At 33.5% G+C, this 14,767-nt stretch carries 11 protein-coding genes; 9 read left to right on the forward strand and 2 right to left on the reverse strand.

Annotated features, from left to right (window positions below):
• Window position 1: 1 nt before the first annotated feature.
• From D9R05_RS06720 to D9R05_RS06760, 9 genes are all read left to right on the forward strand, one after another.
• Window positions 2-1,273 carry an adenylosuccinate synthase gene (locus D9R05_RS06720; RefSeq protein WP_121666447.1) on the forward strand — a complete coding sequence of 424 codons (1,272 nt, stop codon included), beginning with the start codon at window positions 2-4 and terminating at the stop codon, window positions 1,271-1,273.
• Window positions 1,274-1,388: 115 nt separating this feature from the next.
• On the forward strand, window positions 1,389-3,095 hold the full coding sequence (locus tag D9R05_RS06725; RefSeq protein WP_240462956.1) for an OstA-like protein: 1,707 nt from the start codon (window positions 1,389-1,391) through the stop codon (window positions 3,093-3,095).
• Between the two features lies 1 nt (window position 3,096).
• Entirely contained in the window at window positions 3,097-4,275 is a 1,179-nt protein-coding gene (locus tag D9R05_RS06730) for an aspartate aminotransferase family protein (protein WP_121666448.1), read from the forward strand.
• Window positions 4,276-4,380: 105 nt separating this feature from the next.
• Window positions 4,381-5,775, forward strand: a complete 1,395-nt coding sequence (locus tag D9R05_RS06735; RefSeq protein ID WP_121666449.1) for a tetratricopeptide repeat protein — start codon at window positions 4,381-4,383, stop codon at window positions 5,773-5,775.
• 75 nt (window positions 5,776-5,850) lie between these two features.
• The gene (locus D9R05_RS06740; RefSeq protein WP_121666450.1) at window positions 5,851-6,864 is read left to right on the forward strand and encodes a DUF368 domain-containing protein; all 1,014 of its coding nucleotides are present in this window, start codon (window positions 5,851-5,853) and stop codon (window positions 6,862-6,864) included.
• A complete protein-coding gene (locus D9R05_RS06745; protein WP_121666451.1) occupies window positions 6,864-7,883 on the forward strand; it encodes a DUF368 domain-containing protein in 1,020 nt (339 codons plus the stop codon). Before D9R05_RS06740 ends, D9R05_RS06745 begins: the two co-directional genes overlap by 1 nt.
• Complete coding sequence (locus D9R05_RS06750) at window positions 7,880-8,608, forward strand: shikimate dehydrogenase family protein (protein ID WP_121666452.1); 729 nt, start codon at window positions 7,880-7,882, stop codon at window positions 8,606-8,608. Before D9R05_RS06745 ends, D9R05_RS06750 begins: the two co-directional genes overlap by 4 nt.
• A gap of 91 nt (window positions 8,609-8,699) precedes the next feature.
• Window positions 8,700-10,745, forward strand: coding sequence for a DUF349 domain-containing protein (locus D9R05_RS06755; protein WP_121666453.1), 2,046 nt, complete (start codon window positions 8,700-8,702; stop codon window positions 10,743-10,745).
• Window positions 10,746-10,780: 35 nt separating this feature from the next.
• Window positions 10,781-11,662, forward strand: coding sequence for a DUF808 domain-containing protein (locus D9R05_RS06760; RefSeq protein WP_121666454.1), 882 nt, complete (start codon window positions 10,781-10,783; stop codon window positions 11,660-11,662).
• Window positions 11,663-12,074: 412 nt separating this feature from the next.
• Here the strand turns inward: D9R05_RS06760 and rpsA are convergent, their stop codons facing one another.
• Both rpsA and cmk read right to left on the reverse strand, forming a co-directional pair.
• The gene (rpsA, locus tag D9R05_RS06765; protein WP_121666455.1) at window positions 12,075-13,898 is read right to left on the reverse strand and encodes a 30S ribosomal protein S1; all 1,824 of its coding nucleotides are present in this window, start codon (window positions 13,896-13,898) and stop codon (window positions 12,075-12,077) included.
• A gap of 179 nt (window positions 13,899-14,077) precedes the next feature.
• On the reverse strand, window positions 14,078-14,767 hold the full coding sequence (gene cmk / locus D9R05_RS06770; RefSeq protein ID WP_121666456.1) for a (d)CMP kinase: 690 nt from the start codon (window positions 14,765-14,767) through the stop codon (window positions 14,078-14,080).

Raw genomic sequence — 14,767 nt, forward strand, 5'->3', positions numbered from 1 at the left:
TATGGCTGTAGATTTGCTACTAGGCTTACAGTGGGGCGACGAAGGAAAAGGGAAAATTGTAGACGTGCTCACTGCTAAATATGATATTATTGCTCGTTTTCAAGGCGGGCCAAATGCCGGGCACACTTTAGAGTTTGATGGTATAAAACATGTTTTGCATACCATTCCTTCAGGAATATTTCACGACAAGGCAATCAACTTAGTGGGTAATGGTGTTGTTATTGATCCTGTTATTTTCAAAAAAGAATTGGATAATTTAGGGAAATTCGATTTAGATTACATTTCTAAATTACTCATTTCCAGAAAAGCCCATATCATTTTACCAACTCACCGTTTATTAGATGCTGCTTCAGAAACTGCAAAAGGAAAAGCCAAGATCGGCTCAACTTTAAAAGGAATCGGTCCAACATATATGGATAAAACCGGACGTAATGGCTTACGTATTGGGGATTTAGAAATGGATAATTGGCAAGAAAAATATCGTGCTTTAGCTAATAAGCACGAATCTATGATTGCGTATTATAATGTTGATATTCAGTATAATTTGCAAGAATTAGAGAAAGATTTCTTTGAAGCGGTAGACACTTTAAAGAAGTTAACCTTTATCGATTCTGAAGAATATCTACACCAAGCGCAAAAAGATAAAAAAAGCATCCTAGCTGAAGGAGCACAAGGTTCTTTATTAGATATTGATTTTGGAACTTATCCGTTTGTAACCTCCAGTAATACAACTGCCGCAGGTGCTTGTACCGGATTAGGTGTAGCGCCTAATAAAATTAACGATGTTTTTGGAATATTTAAAGCCTACACTACGCGTGTTGGTAGCGGCCCCTTCCCTACTGAACTTTTTGATGAAGATGGAGCAAGAATGGCCAAAGTTGGAAACGAGTTTGGAGCAACCACCGGAAGAGCCAGACGTTGCGGTTGGCTAGATTTAGTAGCCTTAAAATATGCTGTTCAAGTTAATGGTGTTACGCAATTAATGATGATGAAAGGTGATGTACTAAGCGGATTTAAAAGCTTAAAAATTTGTACAGGCTACAAATACAAAGGTGAAACAATTAATCATTTACCTTTTAATATTGAAGAAGAAAACATTTCACCGATTTATACCGAAATAGCGGGATGGAAAGAAGATCTTACTAAAATTACTAGCGAAGATGAATTTCCTGAGAATTTCAAAAAGTATATTGCCTTTATTGAAAAGGAACTCGAAATCCCGATTACGGTAATTTCTGTAGGTCCCGATAGAAAGCAAACTATTTTACGATAGAAAAATTGACCTATGGTTAATCAAAAAACGCTTCAATTTATTTTGGAGCGTTTTTTGATTATATAAAAACATCTTAGTTTTTTATTAATTAGTATTTTTGACCAAAATTTAACGATTGAAAAACGTACAAGCCTACATATTTTTTGCCTTCATTTTTTTTTCTTTTCAACTGCAAGCGCAAAAGAAAATTGATTATGATAGTGAGCGGACAATAAAGAATGAAGAAAAATACCCCGGTGCTCTTATTTTCAGTAAAGTAGACAAACAAGTATATTTTACACACGAAGGAATTGAAGTTTGGTGTGATCAAGCCATCTTTTATGAGCAAGACGATTTTTTTAAAGCCTTCGGAAATGTGCAAATGAAACAGGGCGATACGGTTACCCTAACCAGTAAGTACGCAGAATATGATGGAAATACACAATTTGCCTTTGCCAGTAACAACGTAAAATTAAAAACCCCATCAAATACACTAACCACCGACACCCTTTTTTTTGACAGAAAAAAACAAGAGTCTTTTTACCGCAGTGGCGGAACTGTTAAAGACACCGCAAGTACTATTACCAGTGTAATTGGACGCTATTACATGCAGCAAGAAAAATATTCTTTTGTAAATGATGTGGTGGTGACCAATAAAGATTACATCATCAATTCGCAACAGCTAGATTTTTATACCAATACGGGACATGCTTATTTGTATGGTCCCTCTACCATTACCAGCGATCAGAGTAAAGTCTATTGCGAAAGAGGTTTTTATGATACAAGAAATGATAAAGGCTATTTTGTGAAAAATTCAACCGTCTATTATGAAAACAGAAAATTAGAAGGCGACAGTATTTATTTTGATCAAACTAAAAATTTTGCTTCAGCAACTAATAATATAAAAGTTACAGATACAGCCAATAGTTCTGTGGTAAAAGGCCATTATGCCGAAGTTTTTAAAGCCAAAGATTCTGTTTTTATAACAAAACGTGCCGTAGCTTCTATGCAACAAGAGCTAGATTCTATCCATATTCATAGCGATACACTTATGATTACCGGTAAAACTGAACATCGTATTATTAGAGGTTTTTATAAAACACGCATGTATAAAACTAATATGAGCGGAAAATGCGATTCTATTCATATTAACGAACGTAATGGACTTACACAAATGTTAGGAAAACCGGTAGTTTGGTCGGGTAATAATCAATTAACCGGAGATACCATTCATTTACTTAATGATACGTTAAGTGACAAATTGGATAGTTTAAAGGTTTTCTACGATGCTTTTATGATTCAAAAAGATAGTGTTGGAGGCTATAATCAGGTAAAAGGAAAAGAAATGTACGGATTGTTTAATGAAGAAAACGAACTTTCTGAAGCTAATTTTATTAAAAACACCGAAACGATTTATTATTCCAGAAACGAAGAACAGCAACTTATCGGTATTGATAAAATGCTTTCCTCCTCAATTAAAATATTGTTCGAAGACCGTCAAGTTACTGATATTTTTTATTACAATCAGCCGGAGGGCGAAATGCTATTGCCAGAGAATTTCCCCGAAAACGCTCGAAAATTAAGAGGTTTTAATTGGCGAGGTGAAGAACAATTAACTAAAAAATCTGATTTGTTTTTAGATGATCCTCCACTCAATCTTCCAAAGATTAATGGAATTCCGTTGCCGGAAGAAGAAGATCACTTTTTTGATGAACAAGAAAAAGGCGAAGATCCTTTGCTAAATGAAAAATCGCGATTATCACCGGAGAAACTTCAAGAACAGGAATCAGAAAAAAAAGAAACTCAAAAAAATCCACCTGAAATCCTAAAGAAAAAACCTTAATTTGAAAGATGATTTTCTAACATATCAAGCACAAACTACTCCACATCCTTTAGGTATTGAAGTAGCATCTGCAGAAGGAAGTTACATTTATAGTACGTCAAAAAAAGCCTATTTAGATTTTGTAGCGGGAGTTTCTGCCTGCAGTTTAGGGCATCGCCACCCAAAGGTAATCTCAGCAATTCAAGCGCAATTAGATAAGTATTTGCACGTAATGGTCTACGGCGAATATGCACAAAAACCAGCCATAGAGTTTTCTAAACTTATTGCAAAAAATTCTAATATTCCTTCGGCAAAAACCTATTTAGTCAATAGCGGAACCGAAGCTATTGAAGGCGCCTTAAAATTGGCCAGGAGATATACCGGAAGACAAGAAATAATTGCAGCAAAAAATGCGTATCATGGAAACACTATGGGCTCGTTGAGCTTGATGAGTTTTGAAGAACGTAAAAAGCCGTTTTTACCTTTAATTCCGCAAGTAAATTTCATTAATTTTAATCAAGAAAAAGAACTTCAAAAAATCACCAAGAATACTGCCGCAGTTATTTTAGAAACAATACAAGGTGGCGCCGGTTTTATTTTACCTGAGAAAAATTATTTAGCAGCTGTAAAAAAACGTTGTCAAGAAATGGGAACATTACTCATTCTAGATGAAATACAGCCTGGTTTTGGAAGAACCGGAAAACTTTTTGCTTATCAACACAGTACAATTATTCCAGATATTTTAGTCATAGGCAAAGGTATGGCAGGTGGTTTACCCGCCGGTGCATTTGTTGCTTCCGCAGAAATTATGGATAGCTTAAGTGATAATCCAAAAATGGGACACATTACTACCTTTGGTGGAAATGCCGTTATTGCTTCCGCTGCCTTAGCAACTTTAAAAGAAATTGCAAGTTCAAATATTATAAGCCAAACTATTGAAAAAGAAAAGTTTGTAAGAAAAAGGCTTGTTCATCGTCATATTAAAGAGGTTCGCGGTAAAGGATTAATGTTAGCACTGATCGTTTCGTCAGAAGAAATTGCTAACCAATTAATTTTAGAAGCTCAAAAAGAAGGCTTAATTTTGTTTTGGCTTTTATTTGAAAAAAGAGCTGTAAGAATAACGCCGCCACTTACTATTACTGAAGAAGAATTAGAAAAAGGCATTGGCATTATTTTAAAAATTCTAGATACTATCGACTAAAAAATTACCTGTTAATTATTTTGTTAACAACAAAAAAAGGCTTTCTGCAATTATTAAAGATTCATAATTAACTTTAATACTGTAGAAATCCGTAAAATTTCGTGTATGCATTTAAGTCAAAACGAAGAACACAATTTCTCTCTTACGAAATTTGAGTCGATGCTCAAGACAAATGATATTTTGTTTTTTGATTCAAACGAATTTGAAGTAATTATTTATCATTATTTAGAGAACGGAAAGTTTGCACTCGCCAAAAAGGCCGTTAAATTAGGATTAGAACAACATCCTAACAATACGATTTTACAGCTTTATAAGGTTGAGATTCTAATTTTTGAAGACAAGCTTAAAGAAGCTGATACTATCCTAAATAACTTACACGATTTAGAACCTTCTAACGAAGAAATTTATATACAAAAAGCCAATATTTTTTCTAAACGTGATGCGCATCAACAAGCCATAGAAATGCTTGAATGTGCTTTAGAGATTTCTGCAGATGAAGTAGAAGTACATGCACTTATTGCCATGGAATATATGTTTTTGGAAGATTACGAAAACGCCAAATTAAATTTCATGAAGTGCCTAGAGTTAGACAATCAAGATTATGCAGCTTTGTATAATATTATTTATTGTTTTGACTTTTTGGAACAGCAACGACAAGCCATCGATTATTTGAATATGTTTTTAGATAAAAACCCCTATTCTGAAGTGGCTTGGCATCAAGTAGGAAAACAATATTTTGATTTAAAAGATTATGAACGGGCACTAGCAGCATTTGACTTTGCGGTAATTTCTGACGATACTTTTATAGGAGCTTATATGGAAAAAGGTAAAGTTTTAGAAAAAATGAAACGCTTTACCGAAGCCATTGAAAATTACCATATCACCTTAAAGCTAGACGATCCTACTGCCTTTGCTTATTTACGCATCGGAAAATGTTATGAAAAATTAAAACAATCAGATTTAGCCTTACAATATTTTTCTAAAGCCGTTAATGAAGATCCATTATTAGACAAAGCTTGGCTAGCCATAACCGATTTTCATTTAAAAAAATTAGACTATCAAAAGTCATTATACTACATTAAAAAAGCAATTGCTATTGATGAAGAAAATGTGTTGTACTGGAAAAAATATGCCACTATAAATAATCGCCTTAACTTTTATGAAGAAGCTGAAAAGGGCTATAAAAAAAGTTTAGAACTTGGTAATTATGAATTAGAAACTTGGATAACCCGCTGTGATTTACTTATTAATTTAGGAGAGTACGAAACGGCAATAAATGTACTTTACCAAGCTATGGAGTTTTATCCAGATACTGCAGAAATAGAGTTTCGTTTAGCAGGGTTGTATTTTTTAAACAACCAAGGAGAACGAGGTTATTTTCACCTAAAAAATGCTCTAGAGTTAGACGCCGAATATTCCATTGTTATTGAAGAATTATTCCCATTAATTTTTAGAAGAAACAGCGTAAAGAAAATGATTGATGATTATCAAAATAAATAAATTGATTAATTTATGTCAATCAAAAAATTATCAACTATATAGAATTTAGTATTTTTATGGCTTCATAAAAATTCTATGCAAAAAAGAAGTTTTAAAGAGTATTTAGTGATAAGCCTTAAAGGAGTCGCTATGGGAGCTGCAGATGCTGTTCCCGGAGTTTCCGGCGGAACGATCGCATTTATTTCAGGTATCTACGAAGAACTAATTACCACAATTAGTAATATAGATTTTGGTTTACTTAAGACTATCAAAACAGAAGGTTTTGCTTCTTTTTGGAAAAAACTCAACGGTAATTTTATTCTAGCATTACTTTGCGGTATTATCTTGAGTTTTGTTTCATTCATGCAATTAGCTAAATATTTAATTGAACATGAACCTGTTTTAATTTGGTCTTTTTTCTTTGGTCTAATCGTGGCCAGCATCTATTTTATAGGTAAACAAATTGATTCCTGGAATCCGAAAGTTATAATTTCTCTAATTCTCGGCGCTGGCACAGCTTTTTACATCTCTACTTTGCCTCCGCTTTCCAGTAATTCAGGAGCTTTCTTTTTATTTATCGCTGGAGCAATTGCTATTTGTGCAATGATTTTACCAGGAATTTCAGGTTCTTTTATTCTTCTTATTTTAGGAGCCTACAAAACCTTAAGCGATGCTATACACGATTTAGATTTAAAAAAAATTGCATTATTTACAGGAGGTGCCATTATTGGTTTATTAAGTTTTAGTAGAATACTAAAGTGGCTTTTTAAACATTATCATAATTGTACATTGGCTGTTCTTACCGGTTTTATCTTTGGTTCCTTAAATAAAGTTTGGCCCTGGAAAATTACCACAAAAGTGTGGGATAGAGAATTAGGAAAAGAAATTGATTTTTCAGATATTTCAAACGTGGGAACACTCAGTATCCATCAACAACAATCACAAGATTTTGAAACGCTAAAATTAATATCAGAGAAAAGTGTATTTCCCTCAAGTTATTCAAGCCTTAATCAAGGAATAGATGCTCAAGTTATATGGGCCATTTGTCTAATGATTATTGGCTTTTTAACCATTTTTTTATTGGAGAAATTAGGTAACACAAAAGATTAATGCAACGAACACGTACGTTTAAAGATAAATTTTTTCTGGTTCTAAAGGGTTTAGCTATGGGTGCGGCCAATAAAGTTCCTGGAGTATCTGGTGGTGTGGTTGCATTTGTAGTGGGTTTTTATGAAGAGTTTATTTATTCACTACAAAAGATTAACGGAAAAGCTTTTTTTTTACTTTTAAAAGGTAGATGTAAAGCCTTTTATCAATACATTAATGGAAAATTTCTAGGCCTACTTACCTTAGGAATGGTAATAAGTTACTTTAGTGTTTCTAAAATTTTAGATTACTTAATCGATTACTTTGAACTCTATGTTTGGGCCACATTTTTCGGAATGATCATCGGTTCAATTTACTATATCGGAAAAGATTTTAACCTGAAATCATTAAAAAACCTTCTCTTTATTGGGGTTGGAATTCTAGCAGGAGTTGCTATAAGTTTATTAGAGCCGGCTACCGAAAATGACAACCTTTGGTTTGTGTTTTTTTGCGGAATTATTGGGGTTTCCGGGATGACTTTACCAGGACTTTCAGGCTCATTCATCTTAATTTTAATAGGAAATTATGTACTCCTTTTAGTCGATTCTGTTAACGCTCTTTTTGATACGCTGACCGATCTTGCTAAACTAGATTTTTCATTTATAGAAAACCCGGAACGCATTCGCTTATTAAAAGTTTTAACTTCATTTACTGCTGGTTCTGTGGTAGGTTTGGTTACCTTATCTCATTTACTCGGTTTTGTATTAAAACATTATAAAGACATTACTTACGCAGTCATCATAGGGTTTATTACCGGTTCTTTAGGAGTTGTTTGGCCTTGGAAAGAAAAAATATTCAAAACAAATGCTACCGGAGAAGTTTTAAAAGATCGTAACGGAAATGCCATTTTAGATAATTACGATCGTTATATGCCAGATTTTTCAGATTCCAGTACTTGGATTGCCTTGTTCTTTATTATAATCGGTATATTCGTTGTGGTTGGTTTAGAACGTTATGGAAATAAAAACAAGAATAACGCATGAGAAACTTTGGGCTCATTGGAAAAAACATAGCATATTCCTTTTCAAAAAATTACTTCGAACAAAAATTTGCAGTTGAAAATATTGATGCCAACTATCAAAATTTTGATCTTGACCAAATTGATGATATCAAAAAAATCATTTTAAATCAAAAATTGAACGGGGTAAATATTACCATTCCATATAAAGAAAAAATTCTTGCACACTTAGACTCTATTGATGAGGAAGCTTTTAAAATTGGAGCTGTCAATACAGTAAAAGTTGTAGGGCAAAAATTACTAGGCTATAATACCGATTGTTTAGGATTTATGAAATCACTTTTCCCACTACTGGAAAAACAACATCAAAATGCCTTAGTCTTGGGAACCGGCGGGGCTGCAAAAGCCGTGACTCACGCTTTAAATTCATTAGGGATTGATTATAAAAGTGTTTCTAGACAACCCAAAGAATATCAATTTTCTTATGAAGAAATTAATGAAGAAATTTTGCACGATCATCCACTAATTATAAATTGTACTCCTTTGGGCACCGCACCAAATATAGATGATGCACCACCAATTCCTTATCAATATTTAAATCAGCAACATTTATTGTATGACCTGGTTTATAATCCACCCCTAACTACATTTCTAGCTAACGGCAAAAAACAAGGATGCAAACTCTCTAACGGACATAAAATGTTAGAATATCAAGCAGAACAAGCCTGGAAAATTTGGAATAACCACTAAATCATCAAGCTTTTTTAGTTTTTTTTGCAGAGTATTCCGGGAGTTACTATCTTTCAAGTCTATAAATCATTGAACCTAAACATTGAAAGATATGTCTGAAAAGGAAAACAATCCGCAAAACGAAGAAAATCACAAACCTGCAGAAGAGCAAAATACTTCTTCTACCGAACAGCAACCACCAAAAGAAGAATCGTCTACCAAAGAAGATTTACCTAAAAATACAGAAGATGCTGTTGTTAAAGAAGTAGCTTCAAAAGAAGGAGAAAAGTCGAAAGAGGTATCCGAAAGAGAAGACAAGCAACTTCCTGAAGAAGATTTAGTTGAAGACAATTCTGAAGCGAAAGAAAAAAACGCACAAGAAGAGTTAGATGATTCTATTGCAGAGGATAGTGAAGACGAAGAAAATGTAAAGCGGCATGAAATAGAAATGAAGGATTACCACGCCATGGAAATGAGCGAATTGGTAAAAGAGCTTTCAAGGTTGGTTAAAAATGAAAAAATTCAGGCGATACGTGATCACGTTCAGGAAATAAAAACAGAATTTGACGCTAAGTTTGAAGAAGAAATGGAGCAGAAAAAAGAAGATTTTCTGGAAGAAGGCGGCAATATAATCGATTTCCACTATTCTACTCCACAAAAAAAAGAATTCAACTCTAATTATTTTGAATATAAAGAAAAGCGAAATAATTACTACCAAAAACTTAAGCAAAATTTAAATGAAAATTTAAAACAACGCTTAGGAATTATTGAAGAATTGAAAGGTATGATTGGTGTCGGTGCCGACATGAATAGCAACTTTCAACAATTTAAAGAATTACAAGATCGTTGGAAAAAAGCCGGTCCTGTACCGCGTGATCAATACAATGACCTGTGGCGAACCTATCATCATCACGTAGAACATTTTTATGACTTTTTGCACCTAGACCGCGAGTTTAGAGACATGGACTTTAAACACAATTTAGAGCAAAAACTAAAAATGATTGCACGTGCCGAAGAATTAGCACAAGAAAAAGACATTAATCGGGCTTTTAGAGAACTGCAAATGCTTCATAAAATGTGGAAAGAAGATGTAGGTCCGGTTGCTAAAGACTATCGTGAAGATATCTGGGAAAGGTTTAGTGAAGCAACACGAAAAATTCATGAAAACAGGCAAGCCCATTTTGCAGAATTAGATAAGGATAAAGAAAAAAATCTAGAAGTAAAGCAAGAAATAATTCAGCATATCAAAGAAATTGCTGACAAAGAAATTGCTTCTCACAATAAGGCACAACAAGCCATCAAAGAAATTGAAAAATTACGTGAATCATTTTTTAAAGCTGGAAAAGTACCTAGAAATGTAAACGAAAAAACTTGGTCGAGTTTTAAAGAAAATGTGCGGAAATTTAATCGTAAGAAAAATGCTTTTTATAAAGACCTAAAAAAGGAACAATACGACAATTTAGAAGAAAAACTTAAACTTATTGAAATTGCCGAAAACCATCAAGATAGTGATGATTTTAAAGAAGTAACGCCTATCATGAAAAAGATTCAGAACGATTGGAAAAAAATAGGTCACGTTCCTAGAAAAGATAGTGATAAAGTTTGGAAGCGCTTTAAAAAAGCCTGCAACCATTATTTTGATAAAATGCATGAATCACGCAAAGAAGAAAATAAAGAAGAGCACGAAGCCTTTGAGCATAAAAAACAATTGCTTGATGATACAAAAGCTATAGAGCTTTCTGGTAATCACGAAGAAGACCTAAATACGATAAAAGCACAAATTGCAAAGTGGAAAGATTTAGGACGTGTTCCTTACAATAAACGCTATATTGAAGGGAAATTTAATAAAGCCTTAGATCAACTTTTCGGGCAATTAGATGTTGATAAAAAGCAAGCCGAAATGATGAAATACGAAAACCGTATTCAAGCATTAGATCAGGCTGATGATAACCGAAAAATTGAAAAAGAAGCCTTTTTCCTTCGCAAGAAAATTGATGAAACTAAAGCTGAAATAAATCAGTTGGAAAACAATATGCAGTTCTTCTCTAATGCTGATGAAAGCAATCCATTAGTAAAAGAAGTACTTAATAATATCGAAAAACATAAACAGCAACTAGAAACTTGGAAAGCAAAATTAAAGAAAGTAAGATCCTTATAAGTTAATTTTATAATTCACCCTTAATAACTTTTTAAATGGCATCAGGAATTTTTGCAATCTTAGATGATATTGCTGCTTTAATGGACGATGTGGCTGCGATGAGCAAAGTAGCCGCAAAAAAAACAGCTGGTATTTTAGGAGACGATTTAGCTGTAAATGCAGAAAAAGCGTCCGGCTTTGTATCGTCTCGTGAAATACCGGTATTGTGGGCAATTACTAAAGGCTCTTTGCTAAACAAAATCATTATTTTACCAATTGCATTTTTACTGAGTGCTTTTTTGCCCATTGCTATAACCATCATTTTATTACTTGGTGGATGTTATTTAGGCTTTGAGGGAGCCGAAAAAATATTTCATTATTTTGTACCAGACCACAGTAATTCTAAAAAAGAGGAGCTCAAAAAGGTAGAAACAAAAGAAGAAATTTTAGCTATAGAAAAAGAACGCGTAAAATCTGCAATTGTTACCGATTTTATTTTATCAGTAGAAATTGTAATCATTACTTTAGGAACGGTAGTGGGCGAACCGATTCTAGAACAAATTCTTGTTGTTAGCGCCATTGCAATTTTAGCCACAATTGGCGTGTACGGAATAGTTGCTCTAATTGTTAGAATGGATGAAGCCGGTTATTATTTAATTGAAAATAGCAACCGAAAAACTGGTTTTAAGTTTAATTTAGGAAACTTTTTAGTTGCCGCTCTTCCCAAAGTAATTAAAGGCTTAACCTTTATTGGGACAATTGCTCTTATGCTCGTTTCAGGAGGAATTTTCGTCCATAATATCGACTTTATTCATCATTTAATTCCGGAAGCTATTCCTTCTATTTTAGCTGAATTTATTGTCGGACTTATTTTTGGTTTCGCTTGTTTATTAGTAGTCAAGCTTTTTATAAAAATTAAAAACAGTATTACGAAATAGTACTCCATTAATAATAAACTATTTTTCTAATTTTTTAGCAAGCTGATCGGCTATACTGCTAGTCCGCTCATATTTTAAAATAATTGTTATCAGGTAAAGTTAATTCTAATAGCATTCATTTGTAGATTGTAAAACCTTATTTATTCTTCTATCAGCAGAAAAATTCGCAGGAATACAGAGAGAAGTTCATAAAAATTTGATAACCAAAATAGTTTAACAAGAAACGACCCTAGATTTCTCAAATGGGTTAAGTAGTACTCATAAGATAAAGCATCTATTGCTTTTTTAAATTGCTGTTATAAATATTTAGATATCTCATTTCAATAAAATCATTAAAAAAACTTCAAGAAAAAAACCCTTTCGATTACTTACTCGAAAGGGTTTTACTATAGTATAAAAAATAGTTAGAAAATTATTTCCCTTCCATTCTATCTTTTAAAGCTTGTAAGTCTGCATTTGCATCTCCAAGTGTTGGCTTGTCTTCTTGTTTAGATTTCTTAGCCGCTTGCTTTACAATTTTAGCCTCTTCTTCTTTGTGAATAGACATATGAGAAGCAACCACTCGTTTAAATTCTTTATTGAATTCAATGATTACAAATTCAGCCTCATCTCCTTTTCCTAACTTAGAACCATCTTCTTTTTCTAAGTGACGTGTTGGTACAAAAGCAGTGATATCTTCATTAAATTCAATCGTTGCTCCTTTATCTACCATCTCGTCAATTTTTGCAGTGTGCTTAGTTCCTACTGCAAACTCTTCTTCATACTTATCCCAAGGATTAGCTTCTGTTTGTTTGTGACCTAAGCTTAGTTTACGTCCTTCAACATCAAGTTCAAGTACTACAACTTCTAGCTCATCTCCAACATTACAGAATTCTGATGGATGCTTAATTTTCTTCGTCCAAGAAAGGTCAGAAATATAAATTAATCCATCAATTCCCTCTTCTAATTCTACGAATACACCAAAGTTAGTAAAGTTACGCACCACACCTTTGTGACGAGAACCAACTGGATATTTAGAAGTAATATCTGTCCAAGGATCTGGTGTTAATTGCTTAATACCAAGTGACATTTTACGCTCTTCTCTGTCTAATGTTAAGATTTGTGCTTCCACTTCATCTCCAACATTTACAAAATCTTGAGCTGAACGTAAGTGCGTACTCCAAGACATTTCAGAAACGTGAATTAACCCTTCAACGCCTTCTGCTACTTCAATAAATGCACCGTAATCTGCAATTACAACAACTTTTCCTTTTACTTTATCTCCAACTTTTATGTCTTGATCTAAAGCTTCCCAAGGATGCTTGCTTAACTGCTTAAGACCTAATTGAATTCTTGTCTTAGCCTCATCGAAGTCTAAGATTACAACATTCAATTTCTGATCAAGCTCTACAATCTCGTTTGGATGGTTAATTCTTGACCAAGAAAGATCTGTAATGTGAATTAATCCGTCAACTCCACCAAGATCAACAAACACACCGTAAGAAGTAATATTCTTCACAGTACCTTCTAATACTTGACCTTTTTCTAATTGACCGATAATTTCTTTTTTCTGCTCTTCAATATCAGCTTCAATAAGTGCTTTATGAGAAACCACAACGTTTTTGAATTCGTGGTTGATTTTCACCACTTTAAATTCCATTGTTTTTCCTACGTAAGCATCGTAATCTCTAATTGGCTTCACATCAATTTGAGAACCTGGTAAGAACGCTTCAATTCCAAAAACATCTACAATCATACCACCTTTTGTACGGCATTTTACAAAACCGTTTACAATAGTTCCTTCTTCATGAGCTCTGTTTACGCGTTCCCAAGCTTTGATAACACGTGCTTTACGGTGAGATAATACTAATTGACCTGTTGCGTCTTCGCGTACATCAATTAATACTTCAACTTTATCACCTTCTTTAAGATCTGGGTTGTAGCGAAATTCGTTTAACGAAACAACGCCTTCACTTTTTGCATTGATATCTATAATTGCATCACGATCTGTAATGTTAATTACAGTTCCCTCTACAACTTCGTCATCTAATGTGTCTACAAAATTTTCTGCAACTAATTGCTCAAATTCTTCTAGCTTTTCATCATCAATCGGGTCAATTCCTTCTTGGTAATTATGCCAGTTAAATTCTTTTAAAAATTTTTCAGGATTTTCTTGTTGTTTAGAAGGTGCCGGTTGAGAATCGGTTTTCATTCCTTCTACTTCCTGAATTTCAGTGTTTTTTGTGTCTTCAGCCATTGCTGATATAAAAATTTGTATTCTATATTTCTTCGGAAAATTAAACAGCTAAATATAGAAGCGTTTATAAAAAATAAGTTTTTCCCTTTCACTTTCCGAATTGCTGTGAAAAAGGAGTGCAAAAATACAACTTATTTTTTGATATTCAAATCTTTAAAAGAATTCTATTCTAATAACTTTTAAGCCTGAATTTTTTCTTCTGCTAATTGAAGTATTTTTTGAAATTGCTCTTCTGGATTTAAGTTAGAATTGTCTATTACAATAGCATCTTCAGCTTTTTTGAGCGGAGAATCTTCTCGAGAGCTATCAATGTTATCGCGCTCTTCTATATTCTGAATTACTTCCTCAAAAGTAACTTTTTCGCCTTTTGCAAGTAACTCGTCAAACCGACGTTTGGCACGTGTTTCGGCAGAAGCGGTCATAAAAATTTTTAATTCTGCTTGCGGAAAAACAACCGTTCCTATATCGCGACCATCCATCACGATTCCCTTTTTCTTTCCGAGTTCGTGTTGCTGTTTTACTTGCATTTTTCTAACCTCAGGAACAGCAGCAATCGCACTTACAAATTGAGAGACATTTAAAGTTCTAATATCATTTTCAACATTAGTTCCGTTTAAATAAATTTCAGCAAAACCCTTTTCAGCATTAAAATGAAATTCTAATTGAATTTCAGCTAAAGAATTTATAAGTTCTTCTGTATAAAAATACTTTTCTGAAATCAAATTTTGCTGCATTGCATATAGGGTAACCGCCCGGTACATAGCTCCTGTATCTACATAAACGTAGCCTAATTTTTTAGCTAATTGTTTGGCTACCGTACTTTTTCCGGTAGATGAAAATCCGTCGATGGCGATGATTATTTTCTTCAA

Source organism: Mesonia aquimarina (assembly GCF_003667275.1).
Taxonomy (GTDB): Bacteria; Bacteroidota; Bacteroidia; order Flavobacteriales; family Flavobacteriaceae; genus Mesonia; species Mesonia aquimarina.